At 29.4% G+C, this 22,494-nt stretch carries 16 protein-coding genes and 1 pseudogene; 7 read left to right on the top strand and 10 right to left on the bottom strand.

Translation table 11 applies throughout. The features are described from left to right. Window positions 1–893 (top strand): annotated as a pseudogene (locus tag ABY863_RS03300) (sodium:solute symporter); the annotation flags it as partial. Window positions 894–987: 94 nt separating this feature from the next. Beyond that, window positions 988–1,773, top strand: coding sequence for a hypothetical protein (locus ABY863_RS03295; RefSeq protein WP_372792838.1), 786 nt, complete (start codon window positions 988–990; stop codon window positions 1,771–1,773). Between the two features lie 53 nt (window positions 1,774–1,826). Here the strand turns inward: ABY863_RS03295 and ABY863_RS03290 are convergent, their stop codons facing one another. From ABY863_RS03290 to ABY863_RS03270, 5 genes are all read right to left on the bottom strand, one after another. Next, window positions 1,827–2,669, bottom strand: coding sequence for a DUF2911 domain-containing protein (locus ABY863_RS03290; protein WP_372792837.1), 843 nt, complete (start codon window positions 2,667–2,669; stop codon window positions 1,827–1,829). A 100-nt stretch (window positions 2,670–2,769) separates the two neighbouring features. Next, complete coding sequence (gene gldG, locus ABY863_RS03285; RefSeq protein WP_372792836.1) at window positions 2,770–4,410, bottom strand: gliding motility-associated ABC transporter substrate-binding protein GldG; 1,641 nt, start codon at window positions 4,408–4,410, stop codon at window positions 2,770–2,772. Continuing rightward, window positions 4,400–5,128 carry a gliding motility-associated ABC transporter permease subunit GldF gene (gene gldF / locus ABY863_RS03280; protein WP_372792835.1) on the bottom strand — a complete coding sequence of 243 codons (729 nt, stop codon included), beginning with the start codon at window positions 5,126–5,128 and terminating at the stop codon, window positions 4,400–4,402. Before gldF ends, gldG begins: the two co-directional genes overlap by 11 nt. Before the next feature lie 37 nt (window positions 5,129–5,165). Then, window positions 5,166–5,462: a putative quinol monooxygenase gene (locus tag ABY863_RS03275; RefSeq protein WP_372792834.1), complete on the bottom strand. Its 297-nt coding sequence runs from the start codon at window positions 5,460–5,462 to the stop codon at window positions 5,166–5,168. Window positions 5,463–5,472: 10 nt separating this feature from the next. Then, the gene (locus ABY863_RS03270) at window positions 5,473–6,303 is read right to left on the bottom strand and encodes an S-adenosyl-l-methionine hydroxide adenosyltransferase family protein (RefSeq protein ID WP_372792833.1); all 831 of its coding nucleotides are present in this window, start codon (window positions 6,301–6,303) and stop codon (window positions 5,473–5,475) included. A gap of 181 nt (window positions 6,304–6,484) precedes the next feature. Here ABY863_RS03270 and ABY863_RS03265 point away from each other — a divergent pair, with 181 nt between their 5' ends. After that, window positions 6,485–7,438, top strand: a complete 954-nt coding sequence (locus tag ABY863_RS03265) for a PhoH family protein (RefSeq protein WP_372792832.1) — start codon at window positions 6,485–6,487, stop codon at window positions 7,436–7,438. 50 nt (window positions 7,439–7,488) lie between these two features. Further along, window positions 7,489–8,439, top strand: a complete 951-nt coding sequence (locus ABY863_RS03260; protein ID WP_372792831.1) for a phosphoribosylaminoimidazolesuccinocarboxamide synthase — start codon at window positions 7,489–7,491, stop codon at window positions 8,437–8,439. Window position 8,440: 1 nt separating this feature from the next. Here ABY863_RS03260 and ABY863_RS03255 read toward each other — a convergent pair whose 3' ends face one another. The 5 genes from ABY863_RS03255 to ABY863_RS03235 all read right to left on the bottom strand — a co-directional run bounded on the left by ABY863_RS03255 (window position 8,441) and on the right by ABY863_RS03235 (window position 15,048). Continuing rightward, entirely contained in the window at window positions 8,441–9,871 is a 1,431-nt protein-coding gene (locus ABY863_RS03255) for a bifunctional UDP-sugar hydrolase/5'-nucleotidase (RefSeq protein WP_372792830.1), read from the bottom strand. Between the two features lie 53 nt (window positions 9,872–9,924). After that, on the bottom strand, window positions 9,925–10,347 hold the full coding sequence (locus ABY863_RS03250; protein WP_372792829.1) for a hypothetical protein: 423 nt from the start codon (window positions 10,345–10,347) through the stop codon (window positions 9,925–9,927). A 77-nt stretch (window positions 10,348–10,424) separates the two neighbouring features. Next, window positions 10,425–12,314, bottom strand: a complete 1,890-nt coding sequence (gene yidC / locus ABY863_RS03245; protein WP_372792828.1) for a membrane protein insertase YidC — start codon at window positions 12,312–12,314, stop codon at window positions 10,425–10,427. Between the two features lie 110 nt (window positions 12,315–12,424). Next, the gene (locus ABY863_RS03240; RefSeq protein ID WP_372792827.1) at window positions 12,425–14,038 is read right to left on the bottom strand and encodes a CTP synthase; all 1,614 of its coding nucleotides are present in this window, start codon (window positions 14,036–14,038) and stop codon (window positions 12,425–12,427) included. 131 nt (window positions 14,039–14,169) lie between these two features. Then, window positions 14,170–15,048, bottom strand: a complete 879-nt coding sequence (locus tag ABY863_RS03235; RefSeq protein WP_372792826.1) for an SDR family oxidoreductase — start codon at window positions 15,046–15,048, stop codon at window positions 14,170–14,172. A 191-nt stretch (window positions 15,049–15,239) separates the two neighbouring features. On the opposite strand from ABY863_RS03235, the gene rpmH reads away from it, so the two are divergent. The 3 genes from rpmH (at window position 15,240) to nifJ (ending at window position 22,334) form a co-directional block, all read left to right on the top strand. After that, window positions 15,240–15,401 (top strand): 50S ribosomal protein L34, encoded by a 162-nt coding sequence (rpmH, locus tag ABY863_RS03230; RefSeq protein ID WP_372792825.1) that lies wholly within the window; start codon window positions 15,240–15,242, stop codon window positions 15,399–15,401. Window positions 15,402–15,543: 142 nt separating this feature from the next. Then, window positions 15,544–18,393, top strand: a complete 2,850-nt coding sequence (gene carB / locus ABY863_RS03225) for a carbamoyl-phosphate synthase large subunit (RefSeq protein ID WP_372792824.1) — start codon at window positions 15,544–15,546, stop codon at window positions 18,391–18,393. A gap of 410 nt (window positions 18,394–18,803) precedes the next feature. Continuing rightward, the gene (gene nifJ / locus ABY863_RS03220) at window positions 18,804–22,334 is read left to right on the top strand and encodes a pyruvate:ferredoxin (flavodoxin) oxidoreductase (protein ID WP_372792823.1); all 3,531 of its coding nucleotides are present in this window, start codon (window positions 18,804–18,806) and stop codon (window positions 22,332–22,334) included. Window positions 22,335–22,494 lie beyond the last annotated feature (160 nt).

Below are 22,494 nucleotides of genomic sequence, written 5' to 3'. Positions count from 1 at the left end.
GGAAATCTATGAAGGAGATGCAGTTAGGTCTTATTTTTAACGGATTGTTAAAAGTTCCAATGCAATTTTTTATCTTATTGGTTGGTGTTATGGTTTTTGTGTTTTATCAATTTAATGCATCTCCATTAAATTTTAATCCTATTGCAACTGAAACAGCTCATAATTCTGAATTTGCTCAGGAATATAAAACGTTAGAGAATAAACATTTAGAAATTGAAAAATTAAAGTCGGTTGCAAATTTAAAATATGGAAACGATATAGATAATGAAGTACTTGTAAAAGAAATTCAGCATTTAAATTCATTAGAACAACAAAACAGAGAAGAGGCAAAGGAAATAATTAAAAAAGCGGATGTTGACGCAGAAACAAATGATAAAGATTATGTATTTATTCATTTTATTTTAAACAATTTGCCAAGAGGATTAATTGGCTTATTGTTGGCGGTAATTTTATCTGCAGCAATGTCTAGCACGGCTTCAGAATTAAATGCCTTAGCAAGCACAACTGTAATGGATTTATATAAGAGAAATATAACTATTGAGAAAAATGATGCACATTTTGTAAGTGCTTCAAAATGGTTCACATTAGCGTGGGGTTTAATGGCAATAACAGTAGCTTGTTTAGCCAATTTATTTGATAATTTAATTCAATTGGTAAATATTATTGGTTCTATATTTTATGGAAATGTTTTAGGAATATTTTTATTGGCATTTTTTGTAAAATATGTAAAAGGAAATGCAGTTTTTATTGCAGCATTAATAACGCAGGTAATTGTTATTATTGGTTGGTGGTATGATTGGATGCCTTATTTATGGTTGAATTTATTTGGTTGTGTATTAGTGATGGGAATAGCTATAATTTTACAAGTGTTTAAGCTAGGAGTTAAAGGATAATTTTTTCAAACTGTTATACTTATACTGATTCTCAAAAGGGTAGATTATATTATATTTGAATAAAAATTGTACATTAATTAAAATTCTATGAAATATGAAAAGGTATAAAGGATTCTACTTTTTTTTAATTATTATCTTACAATTTATGTTTTCTTGTAGTGATAATAATGAAGATGCATTGAAATGTAAATTAACTAGTTGTGAAGTTTCAGCATTATTCTATCCCGAAATCAATCAGCCTATTTCATATAATCCCAATTTTTCTAATAAGATTTACTTTGAGTATAACAACCAAGATCAAATTATTAAAGTGTTGGGTGGTTTAGTGAGAATTTCAGATGGAGCAAACTTTTATAATTATGCATTTGTAAATAATGTTGAAGCAACGGTTAGTTATGTTAATAATACTATAACAAATGGTAATTCAACATATTTAATTTTGGAAAATGGAAAATTAATATCACGAAAAACTATTAACCCTATGTATGGTATTGAAGTTGAATATAATTATGAATATCATGAAAATAAGATTTTAGAATTATCAGATAATAGATTAATAAGAACTTTTTATTTAATTAATGATAATTTAACTAGAATTGAGGAAATTTTTCACAATAATAATGGAGAAGTTATTGTTGGAAAAAGGGATATAATTTTTTCAAATTATGATACGAGTAAAAACCTGTTAAAAGGATTGTTTTTTATTCATGGTGCTTTTTATAAAGCTTTTTCAAATAATAATTATAAAACTGTAGAATTGAATAGTTATGATTATGAAAACAATAATTATATTTTAAGGGAAACTAATTACAGTTTAAACTTTAATTTTGATGTTAATTCAGAGGGTATACCAGATTTATTTGAACAAGATTGTAATTGAAAACACCATCAATTTTGATGGTGTTTTTTATTTATAAAATCAACCTAAATTTTTTATTTACTCCATTCAGCAATTGATTCTTTATTCATTTTTACATAATCAGCATTATTTGCTTTTTCAGCACCAGCTAAAGATTTTTGAGCAGTTTCAATTGCACCAGCTTTATCGCCTAAATCAGCTTGTATTAAGCTCATTCTTCGTAAATACCAAAATTCAGGATTGTCACCTTCTGTTGCTTTTTGCATCCATTCTAAGGCTTGATTTAAATCTTTTCCTTCTGTATGATAATAAGTTGCTGCTTGAAAATAATCATTTCCTGTCGGTCCTGCCATAATAACATCAATACTTTTTGAAGTTATAGCATCTGTTGGCACTTCAAATTTAACACCTACATATACATTTTCCCAAAGTATTCCTAAAACCGCCGATCCAGTAGCTAAATCATCAAAAGTCATCGTAAATGATTCAATTTTCATATTCATGGGTACCACATTTACAGTTGTTTTTGCTGCAACTTTACTTTCATCCCATTCTTTAGGAGTTCCCCAATTATTAGCATCGCTATAAAAAATCACATCCCATGTAGTTTTATTTGGGATTGTATAAATTGCATACGTACCTTTAACTAATTTTTTCCCATCAATTATAACATTATCACTAAAAGTAATTTTAGTGTTTGCATTTGCTCCAGTTCTCCAAACTTTTCCGTAAGGTACTAAATCTCCAAAAATAGTTCTTTCGCGCATTGCAGGTCTTGAAAATTCTAAGGAAACATCAGTTAATCCAACAACTTGTTCAATTTTTGAAAATGGACTAGCTTGAGGTGTTCTAATTTGTGCATTTACTGTTGAAGTTATTCCAATAATAAATAAAAGGATTGCTAATTTTTTTAACATTGTAGTATATTTTAGTTATATAACAAATATAATATATTAAGTGTTAAAAGATTATAGAAATTTAATTTTAACACTATTTTAAGATGAAATAAAAGAAAATTTATTGGTATTTTTTCTTTCTGGAATAGTTGAAAATCAATCCAAAAAGGGCTAATAAAATTAAAGGAAAAAGAATGTTTATCAATTGCCATTTAAGAGTTTCTTCAAAAGCTTTTTGTTTGTTTAAAAAGTCAATTTTAACCTTTTTTGAACGAATATTAATTAACCCAGTGTCATCTAACAAATAGTTTACTGTATTTAGTAAAAATTCTTTATTCCCATAACGTTGGTTTGTCCATTTATTAATGCCTAATTCCAGAGGTTTTCCTTTTGAAATTTCATTTGCAATAATGTCACCATCTGAAATAATAACCATTTTAGTATAACTTCCTTTTTCTTTCGGATTCTCAATTTTAAAAGGTTTAACACGTCCGTTGTATCCCGATTTAAAATTTCCTTCCAGCAAGACAGCAATTGGTTTATTTCCATTGGTATATTCTGAAGGATTTTGTGGCTCTGTTATTGTTTTTAACGAAATTATTGAAGGAGTTCCTACGGTTGTAGAAAGTGGTGAACTTTGTAATAAAATAGATTTCTGAATGCCGTTTTTTAAGGTGTCAATACTGTTGGTAAATTTCACATTTACAGCTTCAATATTGTTGTTTATTGGGTGATTGTTTGTTGAATTTAACAATGGGTAATAATTCCATTGAAATTGGTTAAACTGCGTTTTATTTCCAATATTCCCTGTAGCTAAAGGAATTTCAGAACTGTTTAAATCGGTAATTAAATCGGTGTTAATTCTTACGCCATAATTGAAAAATAAATCGGTTAAACCTAAATCTCTTGGATATGCCAAGGTTTCTCCTGTTTGCATTAAACTATCTAATTCAGCTTGTACATTGTCAATTAACCAAAGTGTTTTTCCGCCATTCATACTAAATTGATCTAGCGTAAATTTTTCTTCTTCTGTAAATTTTTCTGTTGGTTTTGCAACAATAATTAAATCGTATTTTAAAATATCACTCAGTGTTTTTTGAGGTTGGCTTTCAACAGAATCTAACGTAAAAGGAGCTAAAAAATAATAGTCATTTAATTTTTGTAAAAAATCTGCAATATAAATATCATTTAGTTCGCCATTTCCTTTAACAATGGCAATTTTTTTTGTTTTTTTTGAAGTTACTTTATGAATAGCATCAGCAAAAGTATATTCTAAATTTTGAATAGAACTTTCTAATTGTTCATTTTGTGAATTTGAAAAGATATCTTTTAAAAGTGGTATGTTTTCTGTTTTATTTTTTGAAGAAACAGTAGCCCAAGGGAAGATAATTATTTCAGAAATTTTTCCATTTTCTTGTACTTGCAATCTGCTAGGTTCTAAACCATTTTTTATTAATTCTTCAGCTATTTCAGAAGGATTTATAAAACGGAATTTAATATTTTTATTGATAGCTTTTAGTTCTTCTAAATGTTGTTTTGTTTCAATTTGAAGGCGTTTAAATTCTGCGGGAAAATCGCCTTGTAAATACACTTTAATAGTAATAATATCTTCAATATTTTCAACAATTGATTTAGTCGTAGTTGATAATGTATAGCGTTTATCTTCGGTTAAATCAAATCGTTTATAAATTGTTGAACTTATAAAGTTGAGGAGTAATAATCCTAATAAAACGAATGCTATTTTAGAATACTTATTCTTCATGTTGTATTCTGTAGTTGGTTATTAATAAAAAGAAAAAGGTGATAGATGCAAAATAAATTAAATCGCGCGTGTCAATAACTCCTTTGCTAATGCTGTTATAATGAGCGCTCATTCCAAAATTTTGAAGGGTATAATCTAAATTTCCGAAGAGGTTATAATTTGCCAAAGCTTCAAAACCATAAAACAAAAAGAAGGAGATGAAAACAGCAATGATAAATGATACAATTTGATTTTTTGAAATGGTTGATGAAAAAACACCAATAGAAGTGTACGTTCCTGCTAAAAATAACAATCCAATAAATGAACCAAAAGTAGTTCCAAATTTAATATTCCCAACTGGATTTCCTAACTTGTAAATACTATAAACATAAATTAGTGTTGGTAGTATTGCAAGTATTACTAATAGAAATGAACCAGTAAATTTACCTAAAATTAGTTGCCAAGTAGTAATTGGTTTTGTTTTTAGAATTTCAATGGTTCCTGTATTTATTTCATCAGAAAAGCTTCGCATTGTAATAGCCGGAATTAAGAAAATGAAAATCCAAGGTGCTAAAAAAAAGTAATTGTTTAAATCGGCAAAACCTGCGTGTAAAATATTAAAATCACCTTCAAAAACCCATAAAAATAAACCGTTAACCAATAAATACACAGCAATTACTAAATAAGCAATTGGTGATGAAAAAAAGGAATTAAGTTCTTTTATTAAGATGGATTTCATTTGTTGTTTATTCTTTGTTTTTTTAAATATTCAATAACTATGCTAAACTTTCAATAGTATCAACGCTCCAAGCTTCTGGTTTGTTGTTGAACCAAACTTTTGTTGTTGACCACACTTGTTTAAATAATTCAGAATTTCTGTATGCTTCTAAATGAGCTTCAGATTCCCAATAACTATAGGAGAAAATTATAGATGGATTATTTTTGTCTTGTAATAATTTTAATAAGCTGCAACCCTCAAAGTTTCTTATTTTTTGTTTGTTTTGGTTGAAGTTTTCAAGAAACTGTTCAATTTTAGATTCTTCAAAACTCATTTTCACAATTCTTATAAGCATAAATTTAGTTTTAAATAAATTTAACAATTAGAACATCTCTATAATTTAATCCTAAAAGAGAAGAGGCACTTCCAACTGTATTTGAGTTACTGCGGTACATAGCAATTTCTAAATAATTTGCGGAGTTAAAAATAGCCATTCTACTTCCGTCTTTTTGACGTTGATCTTTTGGTAAGGAAAAATCAACAATATCACTATACTTAGAATATATTTTTTTAAAAGAGTATCTATTAGCAAGCACTTCAAAATCACGTCCTTTTCCAATTTCTTGAAACAATTTTTTGCTGATATTACTAATAGAATTTCCATAGTTATCAACATAAATTATATTTCCAGAAATTGTTGTATTATCAGGAGATATACTTGGCTGTAATTCAACAATTTGCTTAAATTCAGGAATAACTCTACCTATAATTTCTAAAGTGCCTCCGCGTGCAATATGACAAGCAACTTTAACAAAAACATCTAACACGGGAAAGCTAGTTTCAACGCGATCGTGAATATTTATTTCAACAATTTTTTCAGGTTTTATTTCTGAAGCTAGCAATGAAATTATACCATTATCTGGGCATATAAAATAATGGTTGTCAAGTTTTAAAGCAATATGTTTATTTTCGAGATTTAGTTCAGAATCTACACCTATAATATGAATGCTTCCATCGGGAAAACTTTTATAAGCATTTTTTAAAATATAAGCTGTTTCAGTGATATTAAATGGAGAAATAAGATGTGATATATCAACAATTCTAGCATCAGGTAATTCGCCATAAATAGTTCCTTTTATAGCGCCAACAAAATGGTCTTTAGTCCCAAAATCAGTTGTTAAAGTTATTATTGACATATAAAATAATAGCGAATTTATTTTGAAAATAACAAGTACAAATCCTTAATAAAATGTTTAAAACTTATTACTACTGATTAGAAGTTTGTTATATGATATTGATTACATTTGTTATGCAAATCTAATGAAATATTCGGTTAAATAGCATACAATTATTATTATAACTTAACAACTATATCATTTGAACGAACGTATAATTGAACTGACAGAGATTGATCCAAGCGACTTGTTTGGTGCTCAAAATGCAAATGTAGAAATTTTACGAAAATATTACCCCAAGCTTAAAATTGTAGCTCGTGGAAATGAACTTAAAGCCTACGGAGAGAAAGAGATATTAGATGAGTTTGAAAAGCGATTAAGAATGATTATTAATCATTTTAACCGTTATAATAAGCTTGATGAAAATAGTATTGAGCAAATATTAACATCAAATGGTAACGAACATAAAAGTTCAAAATTATCCGATGGTGTTTTGGTACACGGTGTCAGCGGAAACTTAATTAAAGCCCAAACAGCCAATCAGCGAAAAATGGTTGAACTGATGGATAAAAATGATATGCTTTTTGCTATTGGCCCAGCAGGAACTGGTAAAACATATACAGCTGTTGCGTTGGCAGTTAGAGCATTAAAAGAAAAAGAAGTTAAAAGAATTATATTAACAAGACCAGCAGTTGAAGCAGGTGAAAATTTAGGATTTTTACCAGGTGATTTAAAAGAAAAATTAGACCCATATATGCAGCCTTTATATGATGCTTTACGTGATATGATTCCATTTGAAAGATTAGAATCTTATATAGAAAAAGGGGTTATTCAAATTGCGCCACTAGCATTTATGCGTGGTAGAACGCTAGATAATGCTTTTGTAATTTTAGATGAAGCGCAAAACACCACACACAATCAAATGAAAATGTTTTTAACTCGTATGGGGAAAAACGCAAAGTTTGTGATTAATGGTGATCCAGGACAAATTGATTTACCCAGACGTCAAGTTTCCGGACTTAAAGAAGCAATGCTTACTTTGAAAGAAGTAAAAGGAATTGGATTTGTATATTTAGATGATAAAGATGTTTTAAGACACAGATTGGTAAAAGCAATAATTTCAGCTTATAAAAGTTTTGAAGTAGTTGATGAGTAGTTAATTAACAAATTAAAAATTACACGATTAAACATATTAATAGCAATAAAATGAGCAATACAATTAATAATACAGCATTTAATTTCCCAAATCAAAAATCGGTTTACAAAGGAAAGGTTAGAGAAGTTTATAATTTAAATGATGAAATTTTGGTGATGATAGCTTCTGACAGGCTTTCAGCTTTTGATGTTGTTATGCCAAAACAAATTCCGTTTAAAGGCCAAATATTGAATCAAATTGCTTCAAAAATGATGGAAGCAACTAAGGATATTGTTCCTAATTGGATTATTGCCATTCCAGATCCAAATGTTGCCATTGGTTATATGTGTACACCTTTTAAAGTAGAGATGGTTATTCGTGGTTATTTAGCTGGTCATGCTGCACGCGAATATAAAGCTGGAAAACGTTTGTTGTGTGGAGTTACTATGCCTGAAGGGATGAAAGAAAATGATAAATTTCCTGAACCAATTATTACGCCGGCTACAAAAGCAGAAGAAGGAAATCATGATGAAGATATTTCTAAAGAGAATATAATTGCGAGAGGAATTGTTTCAAAAGAAGATTATGAAGTACTAGAGAATTATACGAAAGCATTGTTTAAAAGAGGAACTGAAATTGCTGCAGAACGTGGTTTAATTTTAGTAGACACTAAATACGAATTTGGAAAAACAAAAGATGGTAAAATTGTTTTAATTGATGAAATTCATACACCAGATTCTTCACGTTATTTTTACGCGGAAGGTTATGAAGAGAGACAACGTAAGAGTGAAGCTCAAAAACAATTATCTAAAGAGTTTGTTCGTCAATGGTTAATTGAAAACAATTTTCAAGGGTTAGATGGGCAAACGGTTCCTGAAATGACTGATGAAAAAATTAATGAAATTTCTGAACGTTATATTGAATTATACGAAAATATCACAGGTGAAACTTTTGTAAAATCAGACGTTAGTGATATTATGAATAGAATTGAAAAAAATGTGCTTAACTTTTTAAAGAAATAAATTATTCAAATTTAAAATAGTTATTATAATTAGTGAAGTTTATAGGGCTTGAATTATTTTCTAAATAATTAATAATAGCCTCAGCAGTTGTATATGGTAAAAAAGTTGGTGTTTGTGTGAAATAGCTATCATAAACAGCAGGAATATAATCGTTTAATCCTATTTTCAGATTAAAATTATCACTTAAAATTTCTTGAGTTTCATTTTTTATTACAATATCAGCGCCTTGTTGTTCAATTGTTCCGCCAGAATAATAAAACCCTGAGCCACTATTTTTTAAAAAGTTCTTAATTTCTGCAACGGTCATTGTGTAGGTTACACTTCCATTGTTAAATGGGTCTATACTGTATATTTCACTTTTTAAAATATCACCTTCATTTAAACTAGCTCTTATGCCTCCTGAATTTTGAAATGTTAAATCAACATTCATTTCATTTCTTAATGCATCAGTATAAAAATAACCAACCTGTGAAGTTGAGTGGTAGGCATTTGCATAACCAATTACTTCATCTAAATTAGCATCTTCATTATAGGTATCTATAATAGATTTTAATGTAGAATCATAGTTAGAATAGGTAGTTAAATTAATTAAATTATAGGTTAAAGATTCAACATTTTTATTCTTAATTGTCAATTTAATCTTTCCTAAATAATTTAGGTTAGAACCCGCTTGAAAGATAGGAATATTGTTTACAGATGTGTTTGTTATTGAATGTGAATGGCCTCCAATAATTGCATCAAAATAGGAGTAATTGTTTGCAATACTTACATCTGTATTTTCTCCTAAGTGTGTAAGTGCAATGTATAAATCAGAGTCTTCGGTTTCTTTTATTTGTGCATAGTTATTTATAACAGAAGTATATTTTTGAAAAGTTAAATTTTGAACACGCCAAGGATGTGTTGAAGGAATAATAGCATTTTCTTTACCATTAGTTTCAACCAAACCTAAAAAAGTAACTTTTACATTATTTTTTGTGATTGTTTTGTATTCATTTGGCTCAGGAATTCCTATTGTATTCATATTAACATTCGCACAAATCCATTGAAAATTAGATTGTTGAAACCTGTCTTTTAAAATAACTTCACCATAATCAAATTCATGATTTCCAATAGTAGAAATATCAAAGCCAACTTTATTCATTAAATCAATCATTGGAAAACCTTTTTCATTGTGATTATCAACTACAGGATTTCCAGAGAAAATATCTCCACCACAAACTACCATAACATTAGTCAGTTCTTTTTCTTGATCAATAATATATTTTATCTTAGAAAAATTATCAAGTTTACCATGTTGATCATTTATATGAAAAATGGTTAATTCTTTAGTGTTGTTTTGAGGAATTGGAGAAGAAGTATTTTCGTCTTTTGAGCAAGCTAATACAAAAAAGGAAAATAAAAATATAGTTAAAAATTGTTTTATAAATCTCATAAAGAGGCTATTATTTAAGTAAAAGTAAATAAATATAATGAAAGATGTTTAATTTACTCATCAAAAAAAGGTTCCAATTCTATAATTGATGTGTCATCTATTTTTAACCAAGCAAAGGCAGATATACTAGTTGAAAAAACTTCAATAACTTGTAAAGAATTAGTACGTTTCATCTTAAAAAAAGTTGAATAAACTACTTGATTAGGAGTGTTTGTTATTAGAGCAACTTTTCTTTTTCCAAGGTAATTAGAATTTTCTTTTAAAAAATTAACATACTTATCTACATCATTTTCTGAAAGATTAAAAGTTGCATTTTTAAAATCAATATAATAGTCTAAGGAATTTGTAAATAAAGGGTCTTCTGTTAATTTAATTTTGAATTTTATAAATGAATCAATATCCAAAACACCTTTGTGAAACTCAATTATTAGATTGTTTTCTTTTAATATTTTATATTTACTTATTAAGGTATTCATTTAAAGCAAGTTTTGATACAATATATAAAAAAAGCCCAAATATTTAAATTTGAGCTTTTATCTATATAAATTTCAATTTATTTTTTCTTTTTTGCTTGTTGATCTTGCGCTTGTTTCATTGCGTCATTTAAACGTTGACGAAATTTACCTTCTTTTTTAGGTTTTAATTTATTTTCTTGAATTTTCGCGTGAATTTTATCTTCATCAATAATATAATGCTTAATAATTAACATAATTATAATAGTTAATAAGTTTGAAACAAAATAATATAAACTTAAACTACTGGCATACATATTAAAGAAAATCAGCATCATTACAGGCGAGAAATACATCATCATTTTCATCATTTTTTGCATATCTGGCATTCCTTCTTGGGTAGGTTGCTGCATATTCATTTGCTGACTTTGGCTCATTCTCATATAAAAGAAAATTGCAATTGAAGCTAAAATAGGGAATAAACTTATGTGAGATCCATACATTGGAATATGAAAAGGAAGTTCAAATACAGAATCATAAGCCGATAAATCTGTAGCCCATAAAAAGCTTTTTTGACGCAAATCTATATTTGAAGGGAAAAATCTAAATAACGCAAAGAATACAGGCATTTGAAGTACGGCAGGGATACAACCAGCAAGCGGGCTTACACCAGCTTTACTTTGTACAGCCATAGTTTCTTGTTGACGTTTCATTGCATTTTCTTTACCAGGCAAACGTTTGTTTATTTCTTCCATTTCTGGTTTCAAAACTTTCATTTTGGCACTTGACAAGTAAGATTTATATACCAAAGGAGACATTATAATTCTAACCACAATAGTTAGTAGAATAATAATTAAACCATAATTACCAATAAACCCTTGTAAAAAGTTAAATACAGGAACAAAAACCAATCGGTTAATATATCCGAAAATTCCCCAACCAAGATTTACAATTTCTTTAATATTACGGTCGTATTTTTTTAAAATTTGATAATCGTTTGGTCCAATGTACCAACTCATATCATAGTTTAATTCTCCATTTTGTATGGCTAAAGGCGCTTTTAATGAAAACGCTTTTGTAAATGTGGTATCAACTTCTTCATCTACAACCAAAGTTTTTGAAGCTAAAGTAGCTTTATCAAAAGCTTGTTCAGTTATTAAAATTGTTGAGAAAAAATGTTGTTTGTAAGCTACCCAATTCACATTTACCTCCTCAGCATCATCTTCACCACCAACTGATAGGTAATCAATATCTTCGTCATCTTTTTCATAGTACATTTCAGTTTGCTGATTCTCGTAGCGAATACTTTTTTCTTTTCTAAAAGCTTCTAAATTCCAATCTAAATTTACTTGTTGTGATGTGTTAAAAGTAGAACTTAACCCTTGTGAGCGTACGTTAAAATCAACCATATATTCATTTGGTTTAATTTCATAGTGATACTCTAAAAATTTATTGTTGTCAACTTTTAATTTCATTGAAAGCACTTGGTTTTCACCATTTGTTGTCAATGATGGCTCAAAAAGTAAATCTTTGGTGTTTAGGGTTCTATTATCAGAAGTCCCAAAGTTTAGATTAAAGGAAGCGTTGTTGTCTTTTATTATGTATAGTGGTAAAGAATCGTAAGTAACATAATTTTTTAATAGAGCTTCTTTAATTTGTCCTCCTTTATTTGAAATAACTAATTTTAAAACTTCATTTTCTAAAACAGTTTCAGTATCAGCTAAAGTTGCTGAATATGCAAAAGCACCTAATTGAGCTTGTGCATTTAGTAATGAAAGTGAATCTGTTACTTGTATTATTTCATCTGAAGTAGTATCAAAAGTTGTTGTTTTTTCAGTTTCAGCTACTTTTTGAACTTCTTCTGTTTTTGCATTTTTTTCAGCTTCAAGTTCTTCAGGAGTTGGCTGGTTGCTCCACATCCACCATAACATTATTGCTCCTAATAAAACAAAACCAATGAGTGAATTTAAATCGAATTTTTTTTCTTCCATGTGTATAATTAAAATGTCAGTTTGTCACGTACTTCTTAAAAATGTTTTAAAAAGCCCGACAAAAGTACTAAATGTAATGTTATAATTGAATTTTTATTAATGATTCTATTTTAGGTCAAAGAGTGTTTCAAACAAGCTTTTACAAAATCTACAAATAAAGGATGCGGATTTTGTACTGTACTTTTATATTCTGGATGGTATTGAACACCTATAAACCAAGGATGTGAAGGAATTTCAACTACTTCAACTAAATTTGTTTTCGGATTTTTACCTGTGGCAATCATTCCAGCTTTTTCTATTTGCTCTAAATAATCGTTATTAAACTCATATCTATGCCTGTGACGTTCACTAATTAATTCCTTTTTGTAAATATTTTTAATTTTTGTGTTTTCTTTTAATTTACAATCCCAAGCGCCTAATCGCATAGTGCCACCATAATTTGTAACACTTTTTTGCTCTTCCATCAAATCAATTACAGGATATTTTGTATTTGCATTCATTTCAGAAGAATTAGCCTTCTTTAATCCTAAAACATTTCTTGAAAATTCTATTACGGCCATTTGCATTCCTAAACAAATTCCTAAAAATGGGATGTTATTTTCACGTGCGTATTTTACAGCTTCAATTTTTCCTTCAATTCCTCTTTCTCCAAAACCTGGAGCCACTAGAATACCATTTAATTTTTTTAATTTTCTTGGAACATTTGCAACGGTAAGATCTTCAGAATGAATCCAATTGATGTTTACTTTAACTTCGTTATGAGCACCTGCATGTATAAACGCTTCAGAAATTGATTTGTATGCATCATGTAATTCAACATATTTACCAATCAACCCAATTTCGACAGTATTTTTTGGGTTTTTAAACCCATTTAAGAAATTATTCCATTCTTTAAGTTCAGGTTGTTTGTCTATTGGTAATTGTAATTTTTTTAATACAACAATGTCTAAGCCTTCTTCTAACATTAAATTTGGAACGTCGTAAATCGTTTCTGCATCTATAGATTCAATAACATCTTCTTTTTTAACATTACAAAACAATGCTAATTTATTTTTTATTGAATCAGATATTTTATGTTCCGTTCTACAAACTAAAATATCTGGACTCACACCACTTTGCATCAGCATTTTTACTGAATGTTGCGTAGGTTTTGTTTTTAATTCGCCAGCAGCAGCTAAATAAGGTATTAATGTTAAATGTATTACAATTGCGTTTTCATGACCTAATTCCCACAGTAATTGACGAACAGATTCTACATAAGGTAAAGATTCTATATCGCCAACAGTTCCTCCAATTTCAGTAATTACAATATCAAATTCACCAGTATTACCCAAAATTTGAATTCGTTCTTTAATTTCATCAGTAATATGAGGAATTACCTGAACTGTTTTTCCTAAAAACTCACCTTTACGTTCTTTATCAATAACTGATTGATAAATTCTACCAGTTGTAACATTGTTTGCTTGTGAAGTTGGAATGTTTAAAAAACGTTCGTAATGTCCTAAATCTAAATCAGCTTCGGCACCGTCATCTGTTACATAGCATTCGCCATGTTCGTATGGGTTTAATGTACCAGGGTCTATATTTATATATGGATCTAGTTTTTGGATGGTAACAGAGTAACCTCTTTCTTGTAGTAATTTAGCTAAAGAAGCTGCAATAATTCCTTTTCCAAGTGAAGAAGTAACGCCTCCTGTTACAAAAACATATTTAGTGTTTTTCATTAATTGTAGGTTTTGGCAAAATTACGCTTAATGTTTTAGTTTACAAAAGGGAAAAGTTAAAAAGTTTGATGCTTATAGATATTAAAGCTAGGTAAATAATATATGAAACTAAAATATTAAATATTCAATGTTTATTTACTTTTTTTATTTCTAATCATGGCTTCTAACATGTCCCACATTTCTTCAGAAATTTCTTCTAACATATTAAATTCTCCAGCTCCTTTTAACCATTCACCACCATCAATAGTAATTACCTCGCCATTTACGTATGCAGAATAGTCACTCAATAAATATGCTGCCAAATTTGCTAATTCCTGATGTTCACCTACTCTGCCAACTGGAACTTTCTTTTTCATGTCAAATTTATCTTTTAAATTTCCAGGTAATAATCTGTCCCAAGCACCTTCTGTAGGAAAAGGACCAGGAGCAATAGCATTAGAACGAATTCCATATTTTGCCCATTCAACGGCTAAAGAACGTGTCATTGCTAAAACACCTGCTTTTGCAGTTGCAGATGGAACAACATAAGCAGAACCTGTCCAGGCATAAGTGGTTACAATGTTTAAAATGGTTGATTTTGGTTGTTTAATAGCTATCCAATGTTTTCCAAAAGCCAAAGTGCAGTTTTTACTTCCTTTTAAAACGATATCAATAATTGTATCAAAGGCATTTGCAGAAAGTCGTTCTGTTGGACTTATGAAATTTCCAGCAGCGTTGTTTAAAAGTCCATCTACTTTTCCAAATTTTTGTAAAGTTGCCTCTAAAACAGCTTCCACTTCTGTGTAATTTCTAACATCACATTGTACTGCTAATACTTTTCCACCAGTTTTTTCTTCTAATTCAATTTTTACAGTGTTTAGTTTTTCAATATTTCTTGAGGTAATAACAACATGAGCTCCAAGTTCTAAAAAATAAGTGGTCATTGCTTTTCCTAAGCCACTTCCGCCACCAGTAACAACAATAACTAAGTCTTTTAAACTTCCTTCTTTTAACATTGGTTTTTGATACATATTAGTAAGTTTTTCAATTTATATAAATGTATGTATTTTTTCTTTTTTACCTTTGAAATAATATTTTTTATTTTTTTTAATATTCTATTTGTCAAAAACAAAAGTAATTGTATATTTGCCAACGCTTTTAAGGAGAGTAATTCTTAAAGAAAGCAACAACATAAGAAACACTATTTTTAAAGATATTTGTAATGAGTAAAAGAACATACCAGCCATCAAAAAGAAAAAGAAGAAATAAGCACGGTTTTAGAGAACGTATGGCTAGTGCAACGGGAAGAAAAGTATTGGCTAGAAGAAGAGCGAAAGGTAGAAAGAACTTAAGTGTTTCTTCAGCTCCGAGACCAAAGAAATAATGAAACATTAGTTTTATATATAAGGTGTTACTTTTTTAAAGTAACACCTTTTTTTATATCCTTTTAATAAGTTTTGAAAACTATTTTGGTGTAAAAAACGAATTTTAGTGATATTTGCACATTAATACTTTACAATTTTCCTATGCCAAAAAATACAAACATAAAATCTATTTTAATAATTGGTTCAGGACCAATTATTATCGGTCAAGCGTGTGAATTTGATTATGCAGGTTCTCAGGCAATTAGATCATTAAAAGAAGAAGGAATTGAAGTAATATTAATCAATTCTAATCCTGCAACAATTATGACAGATCCATCATTGGCGGATCATGTTTATTTGTTGCCTTTAACAACCAAGTCTATTATTGAAATTTTAAAATTACATCCTAATATTGATGCTGTTTTACCAACAATGGGTGGGCAAACAGCTTTAAATTTATGTATTGAAGCTGATGCAAAAGGTATTTGGAAGGATTTTAATGTTGAGCTGATAGGAGTTGATATTGCCGCTATTAATATTACTGAGGATCGCGAGCAGTTTAGAAAATTAATGATTGAAATTGGGATTGGTCAAGCACCATCTACAGTCGCTAATTCATTTTTAAAAGGAAAAGAAATAGCACAAGAATATGGGTTTCCTTTAGTAATTCGTCCATCATTTACATTGGGTGGTTTTGGAGCTTCTATAGTTTATAAAAAAGAAGATTTTGACGATTTATTAAGTAGAGGTTTAGAAGCTTCTCCTATTCATGAGGTTATTATCGATAAAGCTTTATTAGGTTGGAAAGAGTTTGAATTAGAGTTGTTACGTGATAGAAATGACAATGTAGTTATTATTTGTACGATAGAAAATATGGATCCAATGGGGATTCATACTGGAGATTCAATTACGGTTGCGCCTGCAATGACTTTAAGTGATACTACTTTTCAGAAAATGCGTGATATGGCTATTCATATGATGCGCTCAATTGGTGATTTTGCGGGAGGTTGTAATGTACAATTTGCTGTAAGCCCTGATGAAAATGAAGATATTATTGCTATTGAAATTAACCCTCGTGTGTCACGGTCATCTGCATTAGCTTCAAAAGCAACGGGTTACCCAATTGCAAAAATTGCAGCAAAATTAGCTATAGGATATCATTTAGATGAATTAAAAAATCAAATTACTAAAACAACCTCTGCTTTATTTGAACCAACTTTAGATTATGTAATTGTTAAAATACCACGTTGGAATTTTGATAAATTTGAAGGTGCAGACAGAACTTTAGGCTTACAAATGAAATCGGTTGGTGAAGTAATGGGAATTGGACGTTCATTTCAAGAAGCATTACATAAAGCAACACAATCATTAGAAATAAAACGTAATGGTTTAGGAGCTGATGGAAAGGGAGAAAAGGATTATGATACCATTATTCAAAAATTAACATACGCAAGTTGGGATCGTGTTTTTGTAATTTATGATGCACTTCAAATGGGGATTCCATTAAGTAGAATTCACGAGATCACAAAAATTGATATGTGGTTTTTAAAGCAATATGAAGAATTATTAATATTAGAAAATGAAATTTCTACCTACAAGCTAGAATCATTAACATATGAATTATTGCTAGAAGCGAAACAAAAAGGATTTGCAGACAGACAAATTGCTCATATGTTAGGATGTTGGGAAAGTGAAGTGCACGCAAAAAGAACCGAATTAGGAATTAATAGAGTTTATAAACTAGTTGATACTTGTGCAGCTGAATTTGATGCGCAAACTCCTTATTACTATTCTACGTTTGAAAATAAAATGATTACTTCTAAAGGAAGTTATGCAGATAATGAAAGTATAGTATCAGATAAGAAAAAAATTGTAGTCTTAGGTTCAGGTCCAAACAGAATTGGACAAGGAATTGAATTTGATTATTGTTGTGTTCACGGTGTTTTAGCTGCAAAAGAGTGTGGTTATGAAACAATTATGATTAACTGTAACCCAGAAACAGTTTCTACCGATTTTGATACAGCTGATAAATTATATTTTGAACCTGTTTTTTGGGAGCATATTTATGATATCATTCATCATGAAAAACCAGAAGGAGTTATCGTTCAATTAGGAGGTCAAACAGCTTTAAAATTAGCTGAAAAATTAGAAAAGTGGGGAGTTAAAATCATTGGAACTAGTTTTGAAGCACTAGATTTAGCAGAAGACAGAAAACGTTTTTCTGAGTTATTAGTTGAATTAGATATTCCATTCCCACAATACGGAACAGCAACTACAGCTGATGAAGCTTCTGCAATTGCTGATAGTTTAGATTTTCCAATTTTAGTTCGTCCTTCTTATGTATTAGGTGGGCAAGGAATGAAAATTGTCATCAATAAAGAAGAATTAGAGAAACATGTAGTAGCGTTACTTAGAAGTATACCAAATAATATGCTATTATTAGATCACTATTTAGATGGAGCTATTGAAGCAGAAGCTGACGCAATTTGTGATGGGGAAGATGTTTATATTATAGGTATTATGGAACATATTGAACCTTGTGGTGTACATTCTGGTGATTCAAATGCAACTTTACCTCCATTTAATTTAGGTGAATTTGTAATGCAGCAAATAAAGGATCATACTAAAAAAATTGCTCTAGCTTTAAGAACGGTTGGGTTGATAAATATTCAATTTGCAATTAAAGATGATATTGTGTATATAATTGAAGCAAACCCAAGAGCTTCACGTACTGTACCTTTTATTTCGAAAGCTTATAAAGAACCATATGTTAATTATGCTACAAAAGTAATGCTGGGAGTTAATAAAGTAAAAGATTTTAACTTTAATCCTCAGCTAGAAGGTTATGCTATAAAACAACCCGTATTTTCATTTAATAAATTTCCTAATGTTGATAAAAAATTAGGACCTGAAATGAAATCTACTGGAGAAAGTATCTTATTTATAGATAGTTTAAAAGATGATCAATTTTATGAATTATATTCTCGTAGAAAAATGTATTTGAATAAATAACTAAGAATGTCACCATCAACTTTTTGTTAAACAGAAAGTTAATGGTGACTCTTATATTTTAGCTTCTTTATAAGAAAAATAATTTCTTTCATATTTATCCCTATAATTTATTATTTAACTTTATAAATTGATGAATTAGGAGTCCTTTAATGTGTAAATATTGTTACAAACTTCATTCCGTTAAATTTAGTATTTGTTTTAACTACAATAAAATCAGTTAATTAAAGTTATTATTTTTAATAATTCTAAATAATTACATAGGCTATTTAGCTGACATATATCATTATAAATTTTACTTAATTACTATAATTTTACCACATTAAATTGAATAGTGAAATAAATATGATTCGCAAAATATTTTTATATTAATTATTCATTTTGCAAATTATTAAGTGTAAATATAAAGTATAATGAAAGAAGAGAAGAAAAAATTAATTTGTGATGCTAATGAGGCTGTAGCAATTATTGCTCACAAAACAAACGAAGTTTGTGCAATTTATCCAATTACACCAGCATCACCAATGGGTGAACATGCAGAGGTTTATAGCGCAAAAGGCAAGAAAAATATATGGAATAATGTTCCTAGAATTGTAGAGATGCAAAGTGAAGGAGGTGCAGCAGGAGCTGTTCATGGTTCTTTACAAGGAGGAGCAATTACTACAACATTTACAGCATCACAAGGGTTATTATTAATGATTCCTAACATGTATAAAATGGCTGGGGAATTATTACCAACTGTAATTCATGTTGCTGCAAGAACAATTGCTACACACGCATTATCAATTTTTGGTGATCACTCTGATGTAATGGCAGCTCGTTCAACAGGTTTCTCAATGTTATTTGCAGGAAATGTTCAAGAAGCTCATGATTTTGCTTTAATATCTCAAGTTGCTACCTTAAAAAGTAAGGTGCCTTTTATGAATATTTTTGATGGATTTAGAACTTCTCATGAGATTTCTAAAATTGATGCTATACCTGATTCGGTTATAAAATTAATGATGCCAGAAGAAGAGGTAATGAAACTTAAGAAAAACTCATTAGATCCAGATAGTCCTGTTTTAAGAGGTACGGCTCAAAACCCTGATGTATTTTTTCAAGCTCGTGAAGCAGCAAATACTTATTTTCAAAAAGTTCCTGGAATTGTACAAGATACAATGGATGAATTTTATAAGCAAACAGGCAGAAGATATAGCTTATTCCATTATGTTGGACATCCAGAAGCAGAGAGAGTAGTTATTATTATGGGATCTGGTGAAGGTCCAGTTAATGAAACTATTGAAACATTAGTAGAAAACGGTGAAAAAGTAGGAGCATTATTTGTTCGTTTATACCGTCCATTCTCAGTAGCTGATTTCTTAGAAAGATTACCTAAAACTGTTAAAAAAGTAGCAGTATTAGATAGAACAAAAGAACCAGGAAGTGTTGGAGAGCCTTTATATTTAGACGTAGTTACTTCATTTGTAGAAATGGGTGAATATATGCCAACTATCGTTGGTGGTCGTTATGGTCTTTCTTCAAAAGAATTTACGCCTGCTATGGTAAAAGGTATTTTTGATGAGTTAGATAAAACAACTCCTAAAAATCATTTCACTATTGGTATTAATGATGACGTAACTCACACAAGTTTAACATACGATTCAACATTTAAATTAAGTAAAGATACTTTTAATTGTATGTTTTATGGTTTAGGATCAGATGGTACAGTTGGTGCAAATAAAAACTCAATTAAAATTATTGGTGAAACTACTGATAACTTCGTGCAAGGATATTTTGTTTATGACTCTAAAAAAGCAGGAGCTCAAACAGTATCTCATTTGCGTTTTGGTCCAGACCCAATTTATTCTTCATATTTAATTAGCAATGCTAATTTTATTGCATGTCATCAACCAAATTTCGTTAATGAATATGATATCTTAAAAAATATTAAAGATGGTGGTACTTTTTTATTGAACACTCCACATTCTAAATACAAAATTTGGGCTGAATTACCGGGTGTTGTTCAACAAGCTATTATTGATAATAACGTAGAATTTTATGTAGTTGATGCAACTAAAGTGGCTCAAGATGCTAACTTAGGAAAACGTACAAATACAATATTACAAACTTGTTTTTTCGCAATATCAGGAGTTTTACCTAAAGATGAGGCAATTAAAAAAATTAAAGATGCTATTGTAAAATCGTATTCTCATAAAGGTGAAGGTGTTGTTGAAATGAACTTTAATGCAGTTGATAAATCGTTAGAAAATTTAGAAAAAGTTGAATATCCTCGTCATACTACCAATGAAAATGGTTTAGTATCAATGATGACTGGAAATGCTGATGATTTTGTTAAAAATATTTTAGGAACTATTTTAGCAGGTAATGGAGATTCTTTACCAGTAAGTGCATTCCCAGTTGATGGAACTTTCCCAACAGGAACAACTAAATACGAAAAACGTGGTATTGCTACTGATGTTCCAACTTGGGATGATGCTGATATTTGTACACAATGTAACAAGTGTGTAGCTATTTGTCCTCACGCTGCTATTAGAGCTAAAGTTGTTTCAAACGACTTACTTGTAAACGCTCCTGATTCATTAAAACATGTTCCTGCAAAAGGAAGACCATTTAATAGTGAAACGGAAAGTTATATTTTACAAGTTTCACCTGAAGATTGTACAGGATGTGATTTATGTGTAGCTGTTTGTCCAGCTGAAAGCAAAGAGATAGCAAATACGTTTGCAATTAATTTAGCTAAAAAAGCAGATGTAGAAAATGTTGAAAACACAAACTGGGATTACTTTATTGATCTTCCAGATTATGATAGAACAAAATTAGTAACTTCTACAGTTAAAGGATCACAATTTTTACAACCATTGTTTGAGTTCTCAGGAGCTTGTTCAGGTTGTGGTGAAACACCATACATTAAATTAGTTACTCAATTATTTGGAGATAGTATCTCAATTGCAAATGCTACTGGTTGTTCTTCAATTTATGGAGGAAACTTACCAACAACACCTTATACTAAAAATAAGGATGGTAGAGGTCCAGCTTGGGCAAACTCTTTATTTGAAGACAATGCTGAGTTTGGTTTAGGTATGAAATTAGCTTTATCTAAAAAACAAGAAATTGCATTTGATTTATTAAAATCATTAGAAAGCAAGATAGGAAGTACACTAGTTAATAGTTTAATTGATAATATTGAAGATTCTGAAACATTAAAAGAACAACAATTAAAGAGTATTGATGAACTAAATGGAATTTTAGAAACTATTGATACTTATGAAGCTAAAAAACTAAGAAATCTTTCTGAGTACTTACGTAAAAAAGATGTTTGGATTTTCGGAGGTGATGGTTGGGCTTATGATATTGGATATGGTGGTTTAGATCATTTATTCTCTTCAGGAGAAAATATAAATATCTTGGTAATGGATACAGAAGTGTATTCTAATACAGGTGGGCAAGCTTCAAAATCTACACCAATGGGTGCAAGTGCTAAGTTTGCAATTTCAGGAAAAACAACTTCTAAGAAAAGTTTAGCATTACAAGCTGTTTCTTATGGAAACGTTTATGTTGCTCAAATTGCAATTGGAGCTAAAGATAACCAAACTTTAAAAGCAATTGAAGAAGCAGCTGCATATCCAGGGACATCTTTAATAATTGCTTATTCACATTGTGGTGAGCATGGTTACGATTTAAAAGATGGAACTTTACATCAAGAAAAAGCTGTTGAAACAGGTTATTGGCCTTTATTTAGATTCAATCCTTTAGCTGATAAAGGAAAGAAATTTAAATTAGATTCAAAAGCACCTTCAGCACCATTAGAAGAGTTTATGTATACTGAAACTCGTTTTACAAGAGTTGTTAAAGAAAATCCAGAGTTAGGTAAAGAACTATTAGAAAAAGCTCAGGAACAAGTTGATGTTCAATGGGAAAGATTAGAACTTTATAAAAATCTATAAAATAGATTAATTTTTGAAGTGCCAAGTGTAAAATCTTGGCACTTTTTTTGTATCTTTAAGTCTCAGTATTTTATGAGTTTTAGAAAAAAAATCTAAGTAAATACTCATTGATATTTCAATGATAATTAAAAGAATATAAGGCTAAATAAATTTTATTTTC

Origin of the sequence: Lutibacter sp. (assembly GCF_041562875.1) — a bacterium.
GTDB lineage: Bacteria > Bacteroidota > Bacteroidia > Flavobacteriales > Flavobacteriaceae > Lutibacter.
This window is presented reverse-complemented; position numbering and strand designations above follow the sequence as displayed.